The 22,864-nt window shown below is 61.9% G+C and carries 24 protein-coding genes; 11 read left to right on the plus strand and 13 right to left on the minus strand.

Going from position 1 to position 22,864, the window contains the following annotated elements:
• Positions 1–22: 22 nt before the first annotated feature.
• The 5 genes from B7Y43_RS17630 to B7Y43_RS17650 form a co-directional block, all read right to left on the minus strand.
• Positions 23–304, minus strand: a complete 282-nt coding sequence (locus B7Y43_RS17630; protein WP_374132987.1) for a ribbon-helix-helix domain-containing protein — start codon at positions 302–304, stop codon at positions 23–25.
• The gene (locus B7Y43_RS17635) at positions 301–2,442 is read right to left on the minus strand and encodes a hypothetical protein (protein ID WP_374132988.1); all 2,142 of its coding nucleotides are present in this window, start codon (positions 2,440–2,442) and stop codon (positions 301–303) included. Before B7Y43_RS17635 ends, B7Y43_RS17630 begins: the two co-directional genes overlap by 4 nt.
• Positions 2,443–2,709: 267 nt before the next feature.
• Entirely contained in the window at positions 2,710–4,542 is a 1,833-nt protein-coding gene (gene cobT / locus B7Y43_RS17640) for a cobaltochelatase subunit CobT (protein WP_374132989.1), read from the minus strand.
• A complete protein-coding gene (locus B7Y43_RS17645) occupies positions 4,542–4,931 on the minus strand; it encodes a type II toxin-antitoxin system VapC family toxin (protein ID WP_374132990.1) in 390 nt (129 codons plus the stop codon). The genes cobT and B7Y43_RS17645 overlap by 1 nt, the downstream gene beginning before the upstream one ends.
• On the minus strand, positions 4,928–5,206 hold the full coding sequence (locus tag B7Y43_RS17650) for a type II toxin-antitoxin system Phd/YefM family antitoxin (RefSeq protein ID WP_374132991.1): 279 nt from the start codon (positions 5,204–5,206) through the stop codon (positions 4,928–4,930). Before B7Y43_RS17650 ends, B7Y43_RS17645 begins: the two co-directional genes overlap by 4 nt.
• 295 nt (positions 5,207–5,501) lie before the next feature.
• Between B7Y43_RS17650 and B7Y43_RS17655 the strand changes: the two genes are divergently transcribed.
• A complete protein-coding gene (locus B7Y43_RS17655; protein ID WP_374132992.1) occupies positions 5,502–6,035 on the plus strand; it encodes a CHRD domain-containing protein in 534 nt (177 codons plus the stop codon).
• Positions 6,036–6,211: 176 nt separating this feature from the next.
• Here the strand turns inward: B7Y43_RS17655 and B7Y43_RS17660 are convergent, their stop codons facing one another.
• From B7Y43_RS17660 to B7Y43_RS17670, 3 genes are all read right to left on the minus strand, one after another.
• Positions 6,212–7,087, minus strand: a complete 876-nt coding sequence (locus B7Y43_RS17660) for an SPFH domain-containing protein (RefSeq protein WP_374132993.1) — start codon at positions 7,085–7,087, stop codon at positions 6,212–6,214.
• A 344-nt stretch (positions 7,088–7,431) separates the two neighbouring features.
• Entirely contained in the window at positions 7,432–8,436 is a 1,005-nt protein-coding gene (gene cobS, locus B7Y43_RS17665; protein ID WP_374132994.1) for a cobaltochelatase subunit CobS, read from the minus strand.
• A 94-nt stretch (positions 8,437–8,530) separates the two neighbouring features.
• Entirely contained in the window at positions 8,531–9,136 is a 606-nt protein-coding gene (locus B7Y43_RS17670; RefSeq protein ID WP_374132995.1) for a J domain-containing protein, read from the minus strand.
• A gap of 39 nt (positions 9,137–9,175) precedes the next feature.
• Between B7Y43_RS17670 and B7Y43_RS17675 the strand changes: the two genes are divergently transcribed.
• The 4 genes from B7Y43_RS17675 to B7Y43_RS17690 are packed head-to-tail and all read left to right on the plus strand — an operon-like array spanning position 9,176 to position 11,735.
• On the plus strand, positions 9,176–9,463 hold the full coding sequence (locus B7Y43_RS17675) for a BolA family transcriptional regulator (protein WP_374132996.1): 288 nt from the start codon (positions 9,176–9,178) through the stop codon (positions 9,461–9,463).
• Positions 9,460–9,909, plus strand: coding sequence for an NUDIX hydrolase (locus B7Y43_RS17680; protein ID WP_374132997.1), 450 nt, complete (start codon positions 9,460–9,462; stop codon positions 9,907–9,909). Before B7Y43_RS17675 ends, B7Y43_RS17680 begins: the two co-directional genes overlap by 4 nt.
• A complete protein-coding gene (locus B7Y43_RS17685; RefSeq protein WP_374132998.1) occupies positions 9,906–10,808 on the plus strand; it encodes a pirin family protein in 903 nt (300 codons plus the stop codon). The genes B7Y43_RS17680 and B7Y43_RS17685 overlap by 4 nt, the downstream gene beginning before the upstream one ends.
• Positions 10,809–10,850: 42 nt before the next feature.
• Positions 10,851–11,735: an alpha/beta fold hydrolase gene (locus tag B7Y43_RS17690; protein WP_374132999.1), complete on the plus strand. Its 885-nt coding sequence runs from the start codon at positions 10,851–10,853 to the stop codon at positions 11,733–11,735.
• 42 nt (positions 11,736–11,777) lie between these two features.
• Here the strand turns inward: B7Y43_RS17690 and B7Y43_RS17695 are convergent, their stop codons facing one another.
• The 4 genes from B7Y43_RS17695 to B7Y43_RS17710 are packed head-to-tail and all read right to left on the minus strand — an operon-like array spanning position 11,778 to position 15,767.
• Complete coding sequence (locus tag B7Y43_RS17695; protein WP_374133000.1) at positions 11,778–12,431, minus strand: DUF6134 family protein; 654 nt, start codon at positions 12,429–12,431, stop codon at positions 11,778–11,780.
• Positions 12,432–12,433: 2 nt separating this feature from the next.
• Positions 12,434–13,657 (minus strand): class I SAM-dependent methyltransferase, encoded by a 1,224-nt coding sequence (locus B7Y43_RS17700; RefSeq protein WP_374133001.1) that lies wholly within the window; start codon positions 13,655–13,657, stop codon positions 12,434–12,436.
• Positions 13,648–14,439, minus strand: coding sequence for a DUF1365 domain-containing protein (locus B7Y43_RS17705; RefSeq protein ID WP_374133002.1), 792 nt, complete (start codon positions 14,437–14,439; stop codon positions 13,648–13,650). The genes B7Y43_RS17700 and B7Y43_RS17705 overlap by 10 nt, the downstream gene beginning before the upstream one ends.
• On the minus strand, positions 14,436–15,767 hold the full coding sequence (locus B7Y43_RS17710; protein ID WP_374133003.1) for an NAD(P)/FAD-dependent oxidoreductase: 1,332 nt from the start codon (positions 15,765–15,767) through the stop codon (positions 14,436–14,438). The genes B7Y43_RS17705 and B7Y43_RS17710 overlap by 4 nt, the downstream gene beginning before the upstream one ends.
• Positions 15,768–15,892: 125 nt before the next feature.
• Here B7Y43_RS17710 and B7Y43_RS17715 point away from each other — a divergent pair, with 125 nt between their 5' ends.
• Together B7Y43_RS17715 and B7Y43_RS17720 are read left to right on the plus strand one after the other, a co-directional pair.
• Positions 15,893–16,720, plus strand: a complete 828-nt coding sequence (locus tag B7Y43_RS17715; protein WP_374133004.1) for a DUF1295 domain-containing protein — start codon at positions 15,893–15,895, stop codon at positions 16,718–16,720.
• Positions 16,717–17,745, plus strand: coding sequence for a cyclopropane-fatty-acyl-phospholipid synthase family protein (locus B7Y43_RS17720; protein ID WP_374133005.1), 1,029 nt, complete (start codon positions 16,717–16,719; stop codon positions 17,743–17,745). Before B7Y43_RS17715 ends, B7Y43_RS17720 begins: the two co-directional genes overlap by 4 nt.
• A gap of 15 nt (positions 17,746–17,760) precedes the next feature.
• Here B7Y43_RS17720 and B7Y43_RS17725 read toward each other — a convergent pair whose 3' ends face one another.
• Positions 17,761–18,174, minus strand: coding sequence for a DUF2177 family protein (locus tag B7Y43_RS17725; RefSeq protein ID WP_374133006.1), 414 nt, complete (start codon positions 18,172–18,174; stop codon positions 17,761–17,763).
• A 395-nt stretch (positions 18,175–18,569) separates the two neighbouring features.
• Between B7Y43_RS17725 and B7Y43_RS17730 the strand changes: the two genes are divergently transcribed.
• The 4 genes from B7Y43_RS17730 to ilvC all read left to right on the plus strand — a co-directional run bounded on the left by B7Y43_RS17730 (position 18,570) and on the right by ilvC (position 22,832).
• Positions 18,570–19,130, plus strand: coding sequence for a hypothetical protein (locus B7Y43_RS17730; protein ID WP_374133007.1), 561 nt, complete (start codon positions 18,570–18,572; stop codon positions 19,128–19,130).
• A gap of 256 nt (positions 19,131–19,386) precedes the next feature.
• A complete protein-coding gene (locus tag B7Y43_RS17735; protein WP_374133008.1) occupies positions 19,387–21,144 on the plus strand; it encodes an acetolactate synthase 3 large subunit in 1,758 nt (585 codons plus the stop codon).
• Positions 21,144–21,659 (plus strand): acetolactate synthase small subunit, encoded by a 516-nt coding sequence (ilvN, locus tag B7Y43_RS17740; RefSeq protein ID WP_374133009.1) that lies wholly within the window; start codon positions 21,144–21,146, stop codon positions 21,657–21,659. Before B7Y43_RS17735 ends, ilvN begins: the two co-directional genes overlap by 1 nt.
• Positions 21,660–21,797: 138 nt before the next feature.
• Positions 21,798–22,832, plus strand: a complete 1,035-nt coding sequence (gene ilvC / locus B7Y43_RS17745; RefSeq protein WP_374133010.1) for an NADP-dependent ketol-acid reductoisomerase — start codon at positions 21,798–21,800, stop codon at positions 22,830–22,832.
• Positions 22,833–22,864 lie beyond the last annotated feature (32 nt).

Consider the following 22,864-nt stretch of genomic DNA (forward strand, 5'->3'; position numbering starts at 1 on the left):
CTATTGAGAGTCATTCGCAACGTCAAGCTTGTTGCGAGTGATTTTCATTAACAACGGGGACATTCGCGAACAACCAGCTGCGCAGCGCACTGGCGAGGTTGGGCGGGTTCGACTGGGCGATGCGCAGCGCGTCGATGGCGGCGATCAGCGCATTGAGCGGGAGGGCGCGGGCGGTGGCTTCACCCTCCAGCGCGGCCCAGAAGGCGGGCTCGAGGCTGATCGAGGTTTGATGACCGGCAATCGTGACGGACCGTTTGACGGGGCCGTGGAAACCGGTGGGGGGTGGGGTGATGGGGGTGGTCAATTGGTGCGGTCGGCGATTCTGGCGCGGATGCGAGTGAGGAGGGCGGTCGCCGTGCCGTAATAGTACGACATGTGCCCGGGCGTATAAACCCTTAACGCCGCCAGCACCGCCGCCTCTGCCGCGCTTAGATTAGGCAGCGAATCATCGCGCAAGTCCGCCATCACTTCAAAGGCCAGCGCGATATTCTCCTGCGTCATCGCCCATTTGGCGGGCATCGCGCTTTCGGTACGCACGATCAGCGCGGCGCGATAGGCGGCAACCGCCTCGGCCAGCAGCGCCAGCCCCGCTTCGCCCCCCGTCCGCTCGCCCTGTATGCGGAGCGCATTGCCCAGATTATTCTGCGTCATCGCCCAATAGGCGGGCATCGCGCTTTCAGTGTAGACGGTCAGCGCGGCGCGATAGGCGGCAACGGCATCGGCCAGCAGCGCCAGCCCCGCTTCGCCCCCCGTCCGCGCACCCTGTGTGCTGAGCGCATTGCCCAGATTATTCTGCGTCGCAGCCCAATCGGCGGGCATCGCGCTTTCGGTGTAGACGGCCAGCGCGGCGCGATAGGCGGCAACCGCCTCGGCCAGCAGCGCCAGCCCCGCCTTGCCCCCCGTCCGCTCGCCCTGCGTGCTGAGCGCATTGCCCAGATTATTCTGCGTCATCGCCCAATCGGCGGGCATCGCGCTTTCGGTGTAGACGGTCAGCGCGGCGCGATAGGCGGCAACGGCGTCCGTCAGCAGCGCCAGCCCCGCCTCGTCCCCCGTCCGCGCGCCCTGCGTCTGGAGCGCAGTGCCCAGATTATTCTGCGTCATCGCCCAATCGGCGGGCATCGCGCTTTCGGTGTAGACGGTCAGCGCGGCGCGATAGGCGGCAACGGCGTCCGCCAGCAGCGCCAGCCCCGCCTCACCCCCCGTCCGCTGGCCCTGCGTGCAGAGCGCATTGCCGAGCCAGATGGACCAGTTTGCAAAGCCCTTGTCATCGGCGGCGTCGCTCAGCCGCGTTTGCATCGCCCGTGCCCGCGCGATCACGGCGTCGAGCGCGCTGCGCGCTCCGAAAATCGTGCCGTGGTCGAGCAATTTCTCGGTCGCCTGCCAGCAGAGCGCATCGGCACCGGCGCGGTCGAACGGCGCGAGCATTGCTTCGGCGCGGCTCCAGTTTCCGTCCGCAGCCCGCCAGTCCAGCGCGAGCAAATCGGCCGCTGCCAGCTCACCAAATTGCGCGGCGGCTTCCTGCACGTACTCGGCAGCGCGATCTTGCTTGACCTCCGCCGCCTCCGCCAGATAGCGCCGCGCCGCCTCCAGATCGCCCTCATCGAGCGCTTTGGCCGCCGCCTGTTGCGCGCCCTTCAAGCGGTTGTCCTTGGCGTCCAGCGCCTCGATCCGGTGACTCAGCGCCCTGTAGTCAGGAATGAACCGGTCGATCCGAGCAATGATCGCGTCGAGCGAGGCGTTCTCGTCCAGCTCGATGAACCTGCCGATCTGCTCGCGGATCGCCTTGAGCGGGATGTCTGTGTCATTATCCAGCCGTGCAAGCACGGCGGCAAACCCGGCATCCATTTTTTGTTCAACGCTTTTCAACTGCGTGAAAGTTTCCGCAATCGCCCGGCCAAGTTCGATCGCGATATCGAGCGTCAGGAAAGTGGCATAGTCGAGATCATTCTTCGCCGCCCGCAGCGCACGTTCGATCACTTCACGAGCGAATTGCCGGGCGAGCGGTTCGGGCTGTTCGCCCTCAGGTGCTTCAAACGATGGATCATGGTCGCCGAGCCGGTCGGCGATCTTGCGCGCCGCGATGACCGGATAGCGCTCGTCATCCTTCCCGCTTTCGGTTGCGGTCGCTGCCAGTTCCTCGCGCGTCAGCATCACGGTCGGCAACCAGCGCGTCATCGCCGCATCGGCGAGCGTCACCGCGTCACGACGCTCCTGCGTGTTTTGCCAGTGATCCCAGTCGCGCAGCACCTCCTTCTGCACTCGCCGTATCGTGTCGGGCTCCTCCAAGCCGGGCTTGCGCAGATTCTCCCGGATGCGCGCAAACAGCCCGGCACCACCGATAACGGCACCGGCCGTCAATCCGGCATCAAGCGGCGCGAGCGCGCAAGCGCCGACGCCGATCCCGATGGCGGTCAGCGATTCAATGCAGTTGAGCTTCAACACGACAAGCCCCTCCCGGCGGGTGACGCCAAGGCTAAAGACTTCTTCACGCAAAGTAATTAGAAATTGGCGTGGTCGCCAGTCAGCAGATTCACCCCTCCCCTTCAGGGGAGGGGACGGGGGTGGGGGCTGTCAGTCTCACCGAGACCGGCGTGCGTGGGGAAAGCCCCCACCCCAACCCAGTGAGGCGACCGTCGGCCCTGTCCGGGGGACAGGGCTGTCGCCTCACTCCTGAAGGGGAGGGGCTATCTGGCCAAATCCCGACCGCCTTCACCGATCGTTATCAAACAACGCCGCGAGCTGCTCGATCATCGTGCCGCCGAGCTGATCGGCGTCCATGATCGTCACCGCGCGCGCATAATAGCGCGTCACGTCATGGCCGATGCCGATCGCGCAGAGTTCGACCGGCGACCGCGCCTCGATCCAGCCGATCACCTGGCGCAGATGCCGTTCCAGATAGCTCCCGCTGTTCACGCTGAGTGTCGAATCATCCACCGGCGCGCCGTCTGAAATCACCATCAATATCTTGCGATCCTCTGGCCGCCCGATCAGCCGACCATGCGCCCAGAGCAGCGCCTCGCCGTCGATATTTTCCTTGAGCAACCCTTCGCGCATCATCAGGCCGAGATTGGCCTTGGCGCGGCGCCAGGGTTCGTCGGCCTGTTTGTAGACGATGTGGCGGATGTCGTTGAGCCGACCGGGCTGCGCTGGGCGACCTGCCGCGAGCCAGCTTTCGCGGCTCTGGCCGCCTTTCCAGGCGCGGGTGGTGAAGCCCAGAATCTCGGTTTTGACGCCGCAGCGCTCCAGCGTGCGCGCGAGGATATCCGCGCTGATCGCCGCGATCGAGATTGGCCGCCCGCGCATTGAGCCGGAATTGTCGATCAGCAGCGTGACGACGGTGTCCTTGAAATCGGTCTCGCGTTCGATCTTGTAGCTGAGCGACTGCATGGGATTGATGATGACGCGCGCCAGCCGGGCGGCGTCGAGCATCCCTTCGTCCTGGTCGAAATCCCAACTGCGGTTCTGCTGCGCCATCAGGCGGCGCTGGAGGCGGTTGGCGAGCTTGGTCACCGCGCCCTGCAGATGGACGAGCTGCTGATCGAGATAGGAACGCAGCCGCGCCAGTTCCTCGGCATCGCACAGCTCGGTCGCGGCGATCACCTCGTCAAAGCTGTTGGTCCAGGCCTTATATTCGAATTGCGGCGCGAAATCCGCCATTGGCCGGTTGGGCCGTACGGGCATCATCCCGTCATCGCCCTCGTCGCCGGGTTCGCCGTCAGCATCGTCGAGCGAATCGTCGCGCGCTTCGCTGCCCTCGCCTTCCTGCTGCTCGCTGTCGGTGGTTTCGCCGCGCTGTTCGACCTGGCCGTCACCCTGCTGCCCGGCGTCTTCGCTGTCGTCGCCCTCGTCCTGTTGCTGGTCGTCCTGCCCCTCGTCATCGCTGCCGCCGTCATCGGCCTCATCGGGGAGCAGATCGCCCTCGACGAGCTCGAGATCCTGGAGCAGCTTCATCGACATTTGCGCGAACGCGGCCTGATCGTCGATGACGAGGCCGAGCGCGTCGAGATCACTCCCCGCCTTCTCCTCAATCCAGTCGCGGACCATGGCGAGGCCGTCCACGCAGGCAGCCGGCGGGGCGAGCCCGGTCAGCCGCTCGCGCACCAGCAAGGAGACGGCGGTCGACAGTGGCACCTCGTCCCGCGTCCGGGCGCGCGTGATCGGGTCAGCGCGCATCCGCACGCCGAGCGCGGTTTGCAGATTATCGGTGATGCCCTGATAGCCGCGCGAGCCCAGCGCCTCCACGCGCGCACTCTCAACCGCATCGAACACCGCGCGCGCCACCGCTTCGACTGGCGCGCCCTTCAAATGCAGCGCGCTATTATGATGCTTCAGCCGCAGTGCAAAACCATCGGCAAAGCCGCGCGCCTCGGCCACTTGATCGGCGGGCAGACTGCGCGCGGGCATCGGCACCTTGATATGCTTGCCCGATTGCGTCGGCGCATCGGCGGTATAGGCAAGCTCCACCTCCGCCTCGTCAGACAGCACGCGCGCTGCACCGCCAAGCACGGTCTTGAATCGGTCAAGGGGGGTTTCATTTGCCATTACCAGATCACCGTACAACCAAGCTTGGCGATCGCGCGGTCCCGCGTGATCACCGTCATATCCTCTATGATTGCCTGCGCAGCAATCAACCGATCAAAGGGGTCGCGATGCCCGCTCATCAGGAACCCTGCTTTCAGTGCATGATCGTCCGTAACGCTTAGCGAGCGAAATTCGTTGGCGCGCATCAAACCCCTATAATCCCGCTCAAAATTTTCGATCATTGTCAGCTTGCCCGACTGGGTTTTGATGGCAATTTCCCAAACGCTTGCGACGCTTACATAGAGCTCGACCTGCCCCGCCGTCAGCGTTGCAAGCGCGGCGCTGCCTAATGGCGCTGGATCAGTCCACCACCACAATGCCGTATGCGTATCCAGCAAAAACCGGCTCACATCAATTCGCCTGGGCCTCTGCCTTCAAAAAGGGCAAGGTCGTCTTCGGAGAGAGGATCGAACCACACCGAATCCGGAATGGGGCCTGTGACCTTCAATCCGCCAGGCTTGCGGCCCGGCAAATTGACATCGCCATATGGCACCAGCTTGGCATAGGGGACCCCCGCCTTGGCCAAAATGATTTCCTCGCCAGCATGGGCCCGGTCGATCAACTTGGAAAAATGCGTCTTAGCATCATGGACATTGTACGTCTTGCTGGGATCGGCTTCTGCCATCGCTCGCCTCTAAGTGGACTAAGTCAGCTTAGTCCACCCTATCCATCGCAGCAACCCCTGCGCCTCCGGAGAGGCTGTGCCGTCCGCCTATGGCAACATGTCGATCAACGGCGGGGGCCCGGCTCTGCACGGTCACAAAGCGGTCGGGAAGACATCCCGTTGGCCAATACCGGCGCCCTATCTGCAAGGCTGCGCCAATAGGATGTCCAATATTCAGAGATGGCTGCGAATCCGATTCGACATAACACCCAAAGTGCATAACAATTTGGCGGCTCATGACCGGGAGGACGACGTAATGAAAATGTACCTACGCGCTGCCATGGTGGTCGCTGCCGTCACGATTCCGGCGATGGCACAGGCCAAACAGACCAGTTTCACCGCAGCCCTGAGCGGCAATTCGGTATCGGCACACACTGGCTCCCCCGCAACGGCGACGGCCATCATCAAGGTGGATGCGGTCGCCCAAACCGTTTCGGTGCAGCTAAAGGTTGTCGGCATATCGATTGGCGGGCTTTGGGATAATCTGGTGGCCGCACCGATCGGCCCGGTCCATCTCCATCAATATGCCAGTACCGATCTGAGCGACCCGAATGCGTCGATGCTCGCCTTCCCGCTGCCGTTCGGCCCCAGTTACACCGCCACTGCAGACGGATTTTCGGTCGATACCGGGGCACGGCCCTATGCAGAAGGCATGGCCACATTGGGATCAAAGGCCAGCTTTGATCAGTTCATGACTGCCATGGAAGGCGGTTCAATCGTGCTGAACATCCATACCGATGCCTTCAATGGCGGTGAAATCAGCGGGCCCGTGGTGCGTTCCCAGCATTGATGAGGCTGGCCTGAGCGCACTGTATCGTCAACCTTCGCCGACAACGCTCTCGGATAAATCCTTGCCGATCAGGGGGCGTTGCGTTGGCGATCACGCGGCTGGGCCAGCCGATCGACAGCAAAAGAAAGCGGCCCCGTGCAAAACGCGCCGACGGCAGAACCGTCGGCGCGCCCTGCTCATTTCACGTCGATAAAGGGCAGCGGCCCGCCGCCGGTATAGGTCGGCAGCTTGCCGTCCCATTTCTCGACCGCCCGAAGCTTGACGATTTCTGGATTGGTCCGGATCGCCTCCGCCTCAACCTGGATCGCCTCGGCATCGCCGCGCGCCTTCTGGATGCGCGCATTGGCATTAGCGGTCGCGGTCGCGACATTGGCTTGCGCTGCGAGCGCCGCTTGTTCATTGGCGATCTTCGCGTTGATCTGTTCCAGTACCGCCTGCGGCACGGCGATATTGCCCGCCCAGTAGATTTGCTCGACCTGCAACCCGACCGGCGCAAAAAAGGCCTGCACCCGCTGCCGCGCGGTGTTGATCAGCTCCGCTTTGTGGTCGCCATAGATTTGCTCGACGCCAAGCTGAGCCGCCCGCTCGACGATGGCGTTGCGAATGGCATTGCGGAGCGGACCAGCAATGATCTGGTCCATGTCGGTACGATAGCGCTGGAACAGGATCGACGCCTTTACTGGATCCACATGATAGCTGACCGCCACATCGGCTCTGAGCGACAGGCCATTCTTGTCCTGAAAGCTAAAGCTTTCGTCGATCGGGCTTTGTTCGGTCGCGCTTGCCGTCCAGGTATAGGTGCGCGTGAAAACCGGATATTCATAGATATGCGTGCCCGGCGGCGAGAAATACCAGCCCACCGATAGCGAGTTGGGGGACACGCCGCCCGCGATGTTGTTCACGCGAATGCCAACATTGCCGGGCTGGACCCGGGCAAAGCTGCTCATAAAAATACCGATTACCGCAAACGTGCCCAGGACGGCAATTATCGCACGGCCAATGCCGCGCCTGCGGACCAGGCTAGGGCTGCGATATCCCTGTTCGTCGTTCATCATCGTCTCCATCATCGGGGGAAGCCGCCCCCAAGTCGGTACGTCCGACGCAGGCGACGCAACGGGTCTGTGCTCGATGAACACGTATGGAATCGATCGGTAGGAATGTGGGTCGGGCGGATGCGCCCTTGTCGGGAGCGCAGGCGGGACGACACAAGCAACAGCCAAATCGCGGGACCAGTCCAAACATCGGACCGCCACCATCATCAAGCTCAAGCCAAAGCGTCTGTCTGCCTGCTCCTCAAAATCATCCGGACAGCAGGGTAATTAGTCGTTTCGCTGGCGGCGCGAAAGCGAAACCGGACGCCGTGCGTCCGGCTCACGCACGATTGCATGTTTTGCAATCACCCCTTGCCGACTACGCTTTCGGGCAAGTCCTTGCCGAACACACGCTGATAATATTCGGCGACCAGTGCCCGTTCGGCCTCATCGCATTTGTTGAGGAACGACAGGCGGAATGCAAAGCCGACATCGCCGAAGATCAGCGCGTTTTGCGCCCAAGTGATGACGGTACGCGGGCTCATGACCGTCGAAATGTCGCCGTTGATAAAGCCTTTGCGCGTCAAGTCGGCCACGCGGACCATGTTGTCGACGACTTGCTTGCCGTGCGGCTTGTCATATTCGCCCGATTTGGCGAGCACGATCTGTGCCTCAACCGCGGCGGGCAGATAGTTGAGCGTGACGACGATGTTCCACCGGTCCATCTGGCCCTGGTTGATCTGCTGCGTGCCGTGATAGAGCCCGCTGGTATCGCCCAAGCCAACCGTATTCGCGGTCGCGAACAGACGGAAATAGGGGTTGGGGCGGATCACGCGATTCTGGTCGAGCAGGGTCAGCTTGCCTTCGGTCTCCAGCACGCGCTGGATGACGAACATCACGTCGGGGCGACCGGCATCATATTCGTCGAATACCAGGGCCGTCGGCGTCTGCAGCGCCCAGGGGAGCAGGCCTTCGCGGAATTCGGTGACCTGCTGGCCGTCCTTGAGCACGATCGCGTCGCGCCCAACAAGATCGATGCGGCTGATATGCGCGTCGAGGTTGATCCGGATACACGGCCATTTCAGCCGCGCGGCAACCTGTTCGATATGCGTCGATTTGCCGGTGCCGTGATAACCCTGCACCATCACCCGCCGGTTGAACGCGAAGCCGGCGCAGATCGCCAGCGTGGTATCGGCGTCGAAGACATAGGCCGGATCGAGATCGGGCACGCGCTCATCGGCTTCGGAGAAGGCGGGGACCTCCATGTCCGAATCGATGCCGAACATCTCGCGGACCTTCACCATCTTGTCGGGCGCCTCCATGATCGTCGTGTCACGGCTGTCGGGCTGGGTATTCGGAATGTTGGTCATCATATCGGCCTTTAGTGAGTCCTCCCCCTAGCCCGATGAATCGCGCCAAGTCGAGATGCCATTGCGCACTCCGCCATCAATTGGCGGCGAGCCATCAGGCAAAGGCAGCTGCACCCTTTAGCTGCTGATAAGCGGCGATCACGTCCTGCAGCTTTTTTTCAAAGCTGCGGTCTCCGCCATTGCGATCGGGATGATATTGGCGAACCAGCGATGCATAGCGTTCGCGCAGCGCCCGCCGGTCGACATCCGTGCCCAGGCCAAGCACCTTCAGCGCCCGGCGGTCACCTTCCGACAAGGGCCGCCCATCCTTGCGATCGGCGGCAGCACGGGCGCGGAAGCGGGCACCGATCGCATCAAGCGGATCGCTGAAATCCGCCCAGGGCGGCGGCCGGTCCGCCCCACCCGTTGCAAAGGCGCGCGTTTCGCGTTCCCACCCTGCATAGGGGCGCTGCGCGGCTGAAATCTCATCCACGCTCATCCCGGCGAAGAAATTATACCGCGCGTTGAAGGCGCGGACGTGATCAAGGCAGAACCAACGATAGGCGGCCGGCTGATCGCGCTGGCTTACCCCTTCGGGCGGTGGCGCGCGGAATTCGCCGGGGGACTCACAGCCCGGTTCCATACAGGGCCGGCCACTATCACCCACGCGTCCATGGAAGCGCTGCGCTGGCCGATCCTTCTTTTCACGCTCGTGCGTCACGTGGCTCCCCGAAATCCTAAAACGGCTTATATAGGGCGGATGACAAATGCTGCCACTGGCCCCGTTGCCACCCAAATCGCTGTGCGCCTTGCCCGCGCGCTTGAGCCCAGCCTGCTCGAAATCATCAACGATAGCGCCAGCCATGCCGGGCATATGGGGGATGACGGATCAGGCGAATCGCATTTCACCGTGGTGATCGAAAGTGCAGCCTTTGTTGGCCAATCGCGGGTGGCGCGGCAGCGGCTCGTCAATCAGGCACTGGGGGATCTGATGGACGGCACCGTTCATGCGCTGGTGATCAAGGCCAAGGCACCCGAGGAGGCGTGAGCGCGCGCCTGCCCCGCCCGGCGGCACGGTTGCTGCTGCTTGATCCGCAAGACCGGCTGCTGATGTTTCGTTTTGCGGCGGATGATCGCGCGCCCTTTTGGGCGACGGCGGGCGGCGGCTGTGATCCGGGCGAGAGTTATGAAGCCGCCGCCCGGCGCGAGTTACTTGAGGAAACCGGCTTTGATCTTGATCCCGGGCCGGAAATTGCCCGTCGCGAAGTGACGTTCATCACCTTGGAAGGGGTGCCGGTCTTCGCGGACGAACGCTATTTCCTGATCCGCACGGAAACCACCGAAATTGCCACCCATGGCCATACGCCGCTGGAAAAGCGCGTCATGGCGGGTTGGCGCTGGTTCACCCGGGCGGAACTGGCAAATTGGCCCGAGAAAATTTTCCCCGAAGACATTGTCGATATGCTGAACCGCTTGCTGGAGCGCGCATCATGACCGATTCCCCAATCCTGGAAACGATCCTACCGACCAGCCATGATCTGGGCGGCTTCAAGGTGCACCGCACCTTGCCAGCGCGCCCGCGAACAATGGTGGGGCCGTTCATCTTCTTCGATCAGATGGGCCCCGCGACGCTCGCGGTCGGCACGGGAATCGATGTTCGGCCGCACCCCCATATCAATCTCGCCACCGTAACCTATTTGTTCAGCGGGGCGATTGATCACCGCGATTCGATCGGCAGCTTCGCTACGATTGAACCGGGCGCGGTCAACCTAATGACCGCAGGCCATGGCATCGTCCATTCGGAGCGCTCGCCGGCCAGCGCGCGCGCCGCTGGACCTACATTGTCGGGAATCCAGACCTGGCTTGCCTTGCCCGAAGCCGACGAAGAAATGGCCCCTGCCTTTGAACATGTCGCGCGCGCCGATCTCCCGGTTATCGAGGGCAGCGGCGCGCATGCGCGCATCATCATGGGATCGCTATGGGGCGCGACCGCCCCGACCACGACCTATGCGCAGACGATTTATGCCGACATCAAGCTTGATGCGGGCGGCAGCATCCCGATCGATGCCAGCACCGATGAGCGCGCGCTTTATGTTGCCATCGGCGACGCCAGCCTGGACGGGATGACGCTCGATCCAATGACGCTTTATGTGCTCAAACCGGGCAACAGGGCGACCCTGCGCTCGGCCCGTGGCGCCCAAGTAATGCTCTGCGGCGGAGAGGCCTTTGCGACCCCGCGCCATGTCTGGTGGAACTTCGTTTCATCACGGCGGGATCGGATCAATCAGGCCAAGGCTGACTGGACAGCGGGCCGCTTCCCCAAGGTTTTAGGTGACGAGGCCGAATTCATTCCGATTCCGGCGGTGCCGAACACGATCAGCCACCCGGAATAACGGTAATGAACCCCCGACCCCGCGTCGGCGTCAGGAGAGAAAATGATCCCACCCTTTCCGCTTACACGCATTGCATTACCGACCGGGGTTGAGCTTGACGTCGCCATCGCTGGCGACCCCGCCAATCCAGCTATCATCCTGCTGCACGGCTTTCCCGAATCGCACCGCACCTGGCGCCACCAGATCCCCGAATTGGCCAAGACCCATTTCGTGATCGCCCCCGATCAGCGCGGCTTTGCGCGATCGTCCAAGCCCGAGCAGGTCAGCGATTATGCGCCTGCCAAGCTCCTTGGCGATGTGCTGGCGCTGGCCGATCATTTCGGCAAGGATCGCTTCACCCTGGTGGGGCATGATTGGGGCGGCGCGGTTGCGTGGATGGCGGCGCTCAATCGGCCCGACCGGGTCGAGCGGTTGATCATCATCAACGCGCCGCATCCGCTGATCTTTCAGCGCACGATGTTCGATGATCCCGATCAGCGCGCCGCCAGCCAGTATATCCGGGCATTCCGCAACCCGTCACTTGAAGCGCATATCGCCGCCATCGGCGTTGAGGCTTATTTCGCCAAGACCTTTGTCGGCCATGCTGACCAGGCCAAGCTCGCCGAGGAACGCGCCAATTATCTCGATCAATGGCGCCAGCCGGGCGCGCTGACCGCGATGTATAACTGGTATCGCGCCAGCCCGATCATCGTGCCCGCCATGGATGAGGAGCCGCCCCGCCCGGCGTTTCTCGACAAGCCCTTTCCTGCGCTCGCCATGCCGGCGCTCATCATTTGGGGCATGGCCGATACGGCGCTGAAGCCCAGCCAGTTGGTCGGGCTAGAGACGCTGGTGCCTGGGATGACGCTGGTGACGATCGATGCCGGGCATTTCGTGCCCTGGGAAGCACCAGATGCCGTCAATGCCGCGCTGTCTGCCTGGCTGTAGCGGGTGAAAAGCTGATCGCGATCAACCGAGGCGGAAAGCCGGTTAGAACTGCCGTTCGTAGCGGATCGGCGTCTTTCCCTTGTTAAAGCTGAGGCCGGACCAGCCGAGATCGTCATCATACCACATATCAAGCTGCACCTCACCCGTCAGCGCAAAGCGGTGAGCCTTGATCGTCTTGCCGCCACCGGCGACGATGGTTTCAATGCCCCGCGGGCTGACCTTGGGCCGCATCAATTTGCCGTCCTGTGTGTTGATCCACGGGCCATCAAGCTCGCGCTGGTTCCAGTGCGTTGCGGGCAGCGCGTTTGCCGGCGCGATATAGCGCGCAACCTTGTTGGTCTGGATCGCCAGCCCTTCGGGCCCACGCTGACCGATCAGCTGATATTTTTCACCATTGTCGTTGGTCGTGCTGCGGAGCGAGACGACCTGATCCCCCGACCAGACCTCTGTCGCGCGATGGGTATAGCGATACAGCGTGACGCCGAGCAGCGAATAGGCAAGATCGACCGCAACATTGACAGTGAGCCCGCCAGCGCTTGGCGTAATCGTCACCTCATGCGTGCCGAGCTTTGATCCCTTACGCAGAATGTTGAAGCGCAGGTGATTGCTGGAAGGCACAGCAAGGCCAGCCCGCGCCACATCCGGAAGTGCCAGCAGCAACGCGCCACCTGCAAGCATCTGCCGTCGATCAATCATCTTTACCCCTTCAAGATATATAACCCGACATCAATGGTGCCGGTCCGGAACCCCGCTTCACAATAACTCAAATAATAAGTCCAGAGCCTACAAAAATCGCGATCGAATCCCAATTTGGCAACCTCATCGGCTGCACCGGTGAATCGCCGCCGCCATTCCGCCAGCGTCGCGGCATAGCCTTCGCGGAAAGTCGTGATGCCATCAAGCGTTAGCCCAACGCGCTGCGCCTGCTGTTCGATCACGCCATGCGACAACAGCATCCCGCCCGGAAAAACATGCTGCTGGATAAAATCGCTCCGGGTTCGATAGGAATCGAACAGATCCTCCCGCATGGTGATGATTTGCAGCACTGCCGTGCCACCGGGTGCCAGCCGCGCGCGCAGCGTATCAAAATATACCGGCCAATAGGCCTCCCCCACCGCTTCGATCATTTCGATCGAGACGATCCGGTCGAAGCGTTCGGGTACATCGCGATAATCCTGCAACCGCAGGTCAACATTGCTGAGGCCGGCGGTGGCGCACCGATCACGGGCCACGGCAAGCTGTTCGCGCGATAGCGTAACCCCGGTCACGCTGGCGGAGAGCGGTGCCAGATGGGCAGCAAGCGCGCCCCAGCCGCAACCAATTTCCAGTACGGTTTCGCTGCCGTGGAGATCAAGCATGCCAGCAATGGCATCCAGCTTGGCCTGTTGGGCGTCTTCTAGCGTTTGCCCAGGCTGGACGGCGCAGGCCGACGAATAGGTCATGCTTTCATCCAGCCAGAGCCGGTAGAAATCATTGCCCAGATCATAATGGAAAGAAATGTTGCGCCGGCTGCCCCGCTTTGAATTGCGCCGCACCAGATGGCGGAGTCTTTTGGCGAGACGAACAACGGCAAGCCCGTCAATCGTCTGCTGCAACCGTTCGACATTATCAGCAAGCAGGGTCAGCAGCGCGACCAGATCGGGCGATGACCAGTCGCCAGCGACATAGCCATCGAAAAAGCCCATATCGCCCCGCGTCAACAGTCGTCGGATCGCGCGAGGATGATGCAGGATCAGCGTCGCATCATGCCCAGGCATCTCACCGGTTTGGGCAATAGCCTCTCCTGAGGGCAGAATGATCGTCAGCCGCCCTTTATGGATATAGCGCAGCACGCGGCGGGCGAGCCAATTGCCTGCCCCACGCTGCGCAGCAACGGGGATGGGATCGGGGGTTGCGGGCATGCCGCCATCATTCAGATACATGATTTGGTCACCTGGGCAGTCGGCACGGTAATCACGCGGCCGGGCGATGGAGGTTTGGGTTGGAGCGGCACGCCCTTGATCCACAATTTAAGGGCTTCCCACATGATGCCGCCAACCACTTTCAAGGTCATCAATGGATAAGCGGCCAGCGCGCGGAGCAAGGCCCTATCGGTCAACGCATGCCGGTGCGCGACAAGGGCGGCGGTGATCACCGCACCACTGGCGCCAGTGCCGGTAATCGCAACGGCCAGCCGTTCAGCCGGGGGCGATACGCGAAACGCATACTCCATCTGCATGCCGATGAATGGCGATACGTGAAACGCCTTGGGCACCGTCTGCCGGACCGGCAGGCCGGCGGCGGGATCAACCGGCAGCAGGTAGCTGTGCCGCTCCCCAAAAGTATTGTTCACTTCGTAGAGAATGGCGGCGAGCGTCGCGTCAGGCCGGTAGCAAAAATAAACGCTGAGCGGGTTGAAAGCGAAGCCAAACATGCGCGGCATCGTCAGCAGTCGGATCGCCCCGCCATTGATCGACAGCCCGGCATCATCGAGATGCCGTTCGATCTGCGCCCTAAGCGGCACCCGCGATCCATCGCCATAATCGCGATCGTTGAACGACAGCAGATTGAACCGGTTTCGCGAGAAAAAACGCAACCGCTGGCCAAGCGCGCCAACCTCGTCGAGATCGAGCAGCAGCATGAACAGGCGATAATCAAGCCGGTGGCGGCGCGGCCCGTGCCGCTGGTGCATCACATTGCCCCGGTACAATGCCGATTGCGTCATGATGCTACCGCCAGCAACGGGGCTGCATCAACGGGGTGCACATGGATCCGCCCCGATGGATTGGCCACGCTCCAAGGACGCGCTACCCCGCCGAGTTGCTCCGCCACGGCAAGCCCGGCCTGAAGCCCATCTTCGTGAAAGCCTGCACCAAAATAGGCGCCGCAAAACCAGCTGTTGCGGTTGCCCTGCAACGACCACAACTGCTGCTGCGCGTGGATGGCGGCGGTATCGAACACCGGGTGATCATAAATGCCGCGCCAGATGATGCTGGCCGGATCGGGCTCGCGCAAGGGATTGAGCGTAACGAACAAGGGGCTGCTGTCGGGCAGGTCCTGCAACCGGTTCATCCAATAGGTCACCGATAGCTTGTTCGCATCCGCACCCCTGGCGGCATAGTTCCAGCTCGACCAGGTTCGGCGGCGCTGCGGCATCAGCGCGGCATCGCTGTGCAGCACCGCATCGTTACACCGATAACCAAAGGCACCGAGCAAGGCTTGTTCAGCCGGATCAGCATCGCTCAGCATCGCCAGCGCCTGATCGGCATGGCACGCCAGCACGACATGATCGAACTGGCGGGTCTCGTGATCGGTGGTGATATCGACGCGACCACCCGAACGGCGAACCGAGCGCACCGGCGCGTCCCGGATGATGCGATCGGCATAGTCGGCGGTCAGCCGCTTCACATATTCCCGGCTGCCGCCATCAACCGTCCGCCAGATCGGGCGCTGGCCAAGTTCGAAGAGCGCGTGATTATCCCAGAAGCGGATAAAGGCGGCGGCGGGATAAAGCGGGATATCAGTGGACGGTGTCGACCAGATCGCAGCGGCCATCGGGTAAAGATGGTCTTCGCGGAACGCCACGCCATAGCCGCCGCGGTCAAGATAGTCGGTCAGGCTTTCGTCCCCCAAACCGGCAAGATCGCGCGGTGCCTGGCGATAAAAACGCAGCAGATCGCGCATCATCGACCAGAAGCGTGGACGGAAGATATTGCGCCGCTGGGCGAGCAGGCTGCCCAGATCATTGGCACCATATTCCAGCCGACCATCGTCGATCGACACCGAAAACGTCATCTCAGACGCTTTGGTCGGCACCTCGAGATGCGCGAACAGCGCCGTCAGATTCGGATAGGTCGATTCGTTATAGACGATGAAACCGGTATCGACCGGGCCGCTGGGTGCGACCACGGTATGGCTATGGCCACCGATCCGGCCATCAGCCTCGAACAGGGTAACCCGGTGGCGCTTCGCCAATAGCCAGGCGGCAGAAAGGCCGGAAATTCCGCTACCTACGATCGCAATATCAAGCACGGCATCGTTTTCAAATCGCATTACGACGCAGCCCCCCGCTGCCTTTTCCCCACCCACATTACCCGATTAGATACGAGCGCTGTCGCTTTTTGGATTTCTTTTGCTGGACGATCATCCAAAAAAGTCGTCCACCCGTATCCTATTCCATGACCTTCGCCACCCTAATCCTCCTTATCGCGCTCTTCCTGTCGGCTGTCATGGCCGGCGCCTGGGCGATTGCGCGCCGCCCGGGCCAATCCGGATGGACCGACGCAATCTGGTCGTTCGCGATCGGAATCGCGGGTGTTATTGCAGCGCTTGCCCCGCTTGATGGCCCGCCCGGCACGCGGCAATGGCTGGTCGCCGCTTTGGTCGCCGGTTGGGCGCTGCGGCTTGGCCTGCATATCGCGGTCCGCACCACAAAACATGCTGATGATCCGCGTTATGCAGAGCTTCGCCGCGAATGGGGCGATGATTTTTCGCGTCAGCTATTCATCTTCCTGCAGATTCAGGCAGCGGCGGCGCTGCTGCTGGTCGGCGCGATCATGCTGGCCGCGCGTAACCCCGCCCCGGCGATTGCCTGGTCGGATCTGGTCGGCGCGCTGATCCTGGTGATTGCGGTGATTGGCGAGGGGGTTGCCGATCAGCAGCTCACCCGATTCCGCGCCAACCCCGCCAATCGCGGACAGATTTGCGACACCGGCTTATGGGGCCTGTCACGCCATCCGAATTACTTTTTCGAATGGCTGAGCTGGACGGCCTATGCCGTGATTGCGATCGGGCCGGACGGCGCCTTTGGCTGGGGCTGGCTCGCCATGTCCGGCCCGGCCTTCATGTATCTGCTGCTCGTCTATGCCTCTGGCCTGCCGCCGCTGGAGGCGCATATGCTGCGCTCGCGCGGCGATGCCTTTCGCGATTATCAAGCGCGCGTCCGGGCATTTTGGCCACTCCCCAAAACCCCAACCGTCAATTCCCCTGCGAAAGAGTATCAATGAACTTGCTTGAAAAGGCGCTGCGCGCCGCTGAATCGACGCCCCTGCCCGATCCAATCACCAAATTGGGCGTCGATTTCCTGTGCGCACGGACCAAGCGCAAACTTGCGGGCGCACCGTCCAATGATGAGCAATTCGCGCGGGCAATGATCGATCATCCCATCGCCGAACATGCCGATGTCGCCAATCAACAACATTATGAACTGCCGCCCGCCTTTTTCGGCCTGACGCTGGGGCCGCGCCGCAAATATAGCTGCTGCCTCTATTCCACGGGCAAAGAGACGCTCGCCGAGGCCGAAATCCTGGCGCTGACCGAAACCGTCGCGCATGCCGATCTCGCCGATGGCCAAACCATCTTGGAGCTGGGCTGCGGCTGGGGTTCGCTGACGCTGTTCATGGCCGAACGCTTCCCCAATGCCCGGATCGTCGCGGTTTCCAATTCCGCCCCGCAGCGCGGCTATATTGAAGGGCAGGTCAAGGCGTTGGGCCTGAACAACGTGACGATCATTACCGCGGACATGAATGATTTCGTGCCCGATTTCGTCGCTGACCGGATCGTTTCGGTCGAGATGTTCGAACATATGGCCAATTGGGAAACATTGCTCGCCCGCGCACGCGGCTGGCTGAACCCGGAGGGACGGATGTTCGTGCATGTGTTCACGCATCGCAACCAGCCATACCGCTTCAACCAGCATGACAAGGCCGATTGGATCGCCCAGCATTTCTTCACCGGCGGCATCATGCCGAGCCACGGGCTGATCGGGCATTTCCCGCAAAGCTTTGAAGTCGAGCAAAGCTGGCGCTGGAATGGCGCGCATTATCAGCGCACCGCGATCGACTGGCTCGCCAATTTCGATGCCAATATCGCCGAGATCGATCGCATCCTGGTGGAGGTGTACGGCAAGGATGCGCGGCTATGGCGGCGGCGCTGGCGGCTGTTCTACCTGGCCACTGCCGGGTTGTTTGGCCATGCTGGTGGTGAGGAATGGGGCGTCAGCCATTATCGGCTGCGCCCGGCAAAGCCCTGATCGGCGCGGGCGGCCCTACCGCGCTGGCGCAGCGAAGCGGCGGCTGACCCAATAGCCAAAGCTGGCCGCCGACGCCGTCAGGAACGTCCCCCAGCACAGATCGGCGACCGTCACCACCGTTGACCAATCGCGCAAGGTCGCCTGGTTGGTGAGATCATAGGTGGCATAGGCCACAAAGCCGAGCACCGCGCCGCGAAACATGGCGGTCGTCGCCCGCCCGCTGGCGAGCGCGGGCTGGATCGCCAGCACGGTGATGCCCATCAGGTAAATCAGGTAGAACAGCCCGGCCGGGACAAGATTAAACCCCGGCATCATCAGATCACCCAGATTGGCGCGATACAGCCGGTCTGCGGTCAAAACGAGCCACACGGAATCCAGCGCCAACATCGCGATTGCTGCGGAGAAATAGGCGATGATGGTGGATTTCATGGCGGGTTTTTCGCTTTCGATGGGTGGCGGCGGGGGGTGTACCGCGACTTTGCGGCGGCTGGCTAGCCGGACGTTAGGCCAGGATTGGACTTGTAACGGTTTTGCGCCGTTCGAACGGCGCGGCAACGGTTCGACGCAATCTTCGCCGGACCAGCCGGACAGCTTGCTGAAACGGGCGACGGCACGCTGTAGGTAATAGATTGCGAACATGAGCTGGCCGACCGCAACCTGGAGCACATGATCGATCTTGGCGATTTCGCTCTTTCCCTCGACCCCGAGGCGGGCACCAGCTTTGGCGATACAGCCCGCAATACCCGGCACACCGCATTGAGCGCGCTCGCCTCTCCGGATTCGAGGGTGTGGTCCATGACGGAAAGACGCTCGGGATTGCGAATATGATGATCGCTAAGGGCAGCGATCGTCCGGTTTACATCGTGACACCTGAGGCGAGCATGACCATAACCTCGAAATCCTCCTTGTTGCCCGATCAGGCGGCCGAGGCCGTGATGCTGGCACACGCATTGGACAAGGCACCAAAGAATTTACGCCACGTCCCTCGGCTTCTAGCGCAATCGCATGAAAGCCGACTGCAGTCACTCAGCGCATTCATTTCCGCGTGGGCCGGGCTCGAAATCTTGGTGGGTGCGACGTTCGAGCGCTATGAAGCGTCCTGGACCGCAGCGATTGGCAGCGCGTTGCCGCAGAGCGCCCAGAACGTGGCCGACCGCATGCGGATCGTCATGAAGGACAAATATCGCCTTGCAGACAAGTTTGCGATCATGGCGAGCGCGCTCGATCCGGCTGGAGCCAATCAGGATATTGCGATCTTTGCGAACTTGAAGGAGACGCGGGACGCGTTCTTTCACAAGCTTTCAAGCGATCCCGCTCAACTTCCGGGAGAAACGACGCGACGCTTGCTGCGAAAATACTTATCCCTGCACCTCCAGCAGATTTAGCCCCGCTAGTTGGCGCGGTCGGGCATTTCTCACTCGCGACGTCGGCATTTCAGCGCGCTCGATGCCCACCCAAATTTACCCATCGCCGCCACCGCGCCCACGCGCTATAGCGCCGCCAATGACGCGACAGAATCGAATAGTCTGCGCAACGAAATTGAAACTAGATTACGCAAAAAGGGTTGACCTGCATTTTTTACACCTCTAACAGCGCGCTTCGCATAATTTTGTTGCGCTGCAGTAACCCGAAGGACGACTGATGACCGAGAAATCCGGAGCCGATATCCTTGTCGAGGCGCTGTGCGATCTCGGCGTGGAGATCGTATTCGGCTATCCTGGCGGCGCCGTTCTGCCGATTTATGACGCACTGTTCCGTCACAATGCGGCTGGCGGGCGGATCAAGCATATTCTGGTCCGTCATGAACAAGCCGCGACGCATGCGGCGGAGGGCTATGCGCGATCGACCGGCAAGCCCGGCGTGGTGCTGGTCACCTCTGGCCCCGGCGCGACCAATGCCGTGACGGGGATCACCGATGCGCTGATGGATTCGATCCCGATGGTGGTGATCACTGGCCAGGTGCCGACATCCCTGATCGGCACCGATGCCTTTCAGGAGGCCGACACGGTGGGCATCACCCGCCACTGCACCAAGCATAATTATCTGGTGAAGGACCCGGCCAAGCTGGGCAGCGTGATCCATGAGGCTTTTCATATCGCTACATCGGGCCGGCCGGGCCCAGTCGTTGTCGATATCCCCAAGGACGTGCAGGTCGCGGTGGCGCGCTATACCAAGCCTGGCCCGATCAAGCACAAAACCTATCGCCCGCAGATCAAGCCCGATCCGGCCGTGATTGAGCAATTGGTTGATATGCTCGCGGCGGCTGAACGCCCGGTTTTCTATACCGGTGGCGGCATCATCAATGCCGGACCGGCGGCGAGCACGTTGCTGCGTGAACTGGCGCAGATCACGGGCGCGCCGGTGACATCGACATTGATGGGGCTTGGTGCCTTTCCGGCATCGTCGAAGCAATGGCTCGGCATGCTGGGCATGCACGGCACTTATGAAGCCAATTGGGCGATGAACCAGGCCGATTTGATCATCGCGATGGGGGCACGGTTCGATGATCGCGTGACGGGGCGGCTCGACGCGTTCAGCCCGCATTCGCGCAAGGCGCATATCGATATCGATCGCAGCAGCATCAACAAAACGGTGCGGGTCGACCTGCCGGTGATCGCCGATGTCGGCTATGCGCTGGAGGCGATGATCCGTGTGTACAAGACGCGGCAGCACCCCAAGCCCGACCTGACCGACTGGTGGCAGCGGATCGAGGGCTGGCGCGCGAAGAAGAGCCTGGCCTTTGCTGAGTCCAAGACAGAGATCATGCCGCAGCGCGCCATCCGGGCGCTGTGGGAGGCGACGCACAGACGATCACCGATCATCACCACCGAGGTCGGCCAGCACCAGATGTGGGCCGCGCAGCATTTCGATTTCGAACTGCCCAATAAATGGCTGACGAGCGGTGGGCTCGGCACGATGGGCTATGGCCTGCCCGCCGCGATCGGCGCGCAGCTTGGCCACCCCAAGGCGCTGGTGATCGACATTGCCGGTGAGGCGTCGATCCAGATGAACATCCAGGAGCTGGCGACCGCGACGCAATATCGCTTGCCGGTCAAGATCTTCATCCTGAACAACCAATATATGGGGATGGTCCGCCAGTGGCAGGAGCTGACCTATGAAAGCCGCTACGCCGAAAGCTATAGCGATTCACTGCCCGATTTCGTCAAGCTGGCCGAGGCTTATGGCTGGAAGGGCATTTTGATCGAAAAGCCGGGCGAGCTTGAGAGCGGCATATCCGAAATGCTGGCTTATGACGGGCCGGTAATGGTCGATTGCCGGGTGTCGCAGAGCGCGAACTGCTTTCCGATGATCCCATCAGGCGCGGCGCATACCGACATGATCCTGGCCGCTGATCAGGTGACCGGCGTGATGGACGACGAAGCCAAGGCGCTGGTCTGATGCACATCAAGCAAGAAAACGCCGAACGCCATACCCTGGCGGTGATCGTCGATAACGAGCCGGGCATATTGGCGCGGATTGCCGGGCTGTTCACCGCGCGTGGCTATAATATCGCGAGCCTGACGGTGAGCGAGATTACCGAGGACAAATCGGTCAGCCGGATCACGATCGTCACCTCGGCCAGCCCGCCGGTGCTCGAACAGATCGTGGCGCAGCTTGATCGGCTGGTGCCGGTGCACAAGGTCACCGATCTCACCGCCGCCGGCGCGCATGTCGAACGCGAACTGGCGCTGATCAAGGTTGCGGGTACTGGCGATCACCGGATCGAAGCACTGCGGCTGGCGGACGTTTACCGGGCGCGCGTAGTCGATGCGACGACGTCGAGCTTCGTGTTTGAGGTGACCGGCGGCACCGAAAAGATCGATAAATTCGTTGAGCTGATGCGCGAGGTCGGGCTGATCGAAGTTGCGCGCACCGGCATCGTCGCCATTTCGCGGGGCAAAGAGGCGGCATAGGACGCGCACATCATTAGCCGTCACCCCGGACTTGTGCCGGGGTCCACTGCGCCCCATTCACTGCACTGCGGGCGGCGAGGTGGGCCCCAGCACAAGTCCGGGGTGACGGGACGGAAACAGGACAAGGGAGCTACCGAAATGAAAGTCTATTACGATCGCGACGCCGATCTGAACCTGATCACCGACAAGAAGGTCGCGGTCGTCGGCTATGGTAGCCAAGGCCATGCCCATGCGCAGAATCTGCGCGACAGCGGCGTCAAAGAAGTCGCGATCGCACTCCGCCCCGGTTCCGCCACCGCGAAAAAGGCCGAAGCGGCGGGCTTCAAGGTAATGAGCAATGCCGAGGCTGCCGCCTGGGCCGATGTGACGATGATCCTCGCCCCTGATGAACATCAGGCGGCGATCTATGCCGATGATCTCCACGCCAACCTGAAACAGGGCGCGACGATTGCGTTTGCGCACGGCCTGAACGTGCATTTCGGGCTGATCGAGGCGCGGGCTGATCTCGACGTGATCATGATCGCGCCCAAGGGCCCCGGCCACACCGTGCGCAGCGAATATCAAAAGGGCGGCGGCGTCCCCTGCCTGATCGCGGTCGCGCAAGAAGCCGAAGGCGGGTCGGGCAACGGCTATGCCAAGGCGCTGGCGCTGTCCTATGCGAGCGCGGTCGGCGGCGGCCGCAGCGGCATCATCGAAACGACCTTCCGCGAGGAATGCGAGACCGATTTGTTCGGCGAGCAAGCGGTGCTGTGCGGTGGCATCACCCATCTGATCCAGGCGGGTTTCGAGACGCTGGTCGAGGCCGGCTATGCGCCGGAAATGGCCTATTTCGAATGCCTGCATGAAACCAAACTGATCGTCGATCTGCTCTATGAAGGCGGCATCGCCAATATGCGCTATTCGATCAGCAACACCGCTGAATATGGCGACATCAAAACCGGTCCGCGGATCATTACGCCCGAGACCAAGGCCGAGATGAAGCGCGTGCTCGCTGATATTCAGGCGGGGCGCTTCGTCAAAGATTTCGTCCTCGACAACCGCGCCGGCCAGCCCGAACTAAAGGCATCGCGCAAGGCCGCAGCCGCGCACCCGATTGAAAAGGTCGGGGCGGAGCTGCGCGCGATGATGCCGTGGATCGGCGCCAACAAGCTGGTCGACAAGGCGAAGAACTAGCCACACCGAAATCAGGATACGCGGCAGTCCGA

This window comes from Sphingomonas sp. 28-62-20 (assembly GCF_002281505.1).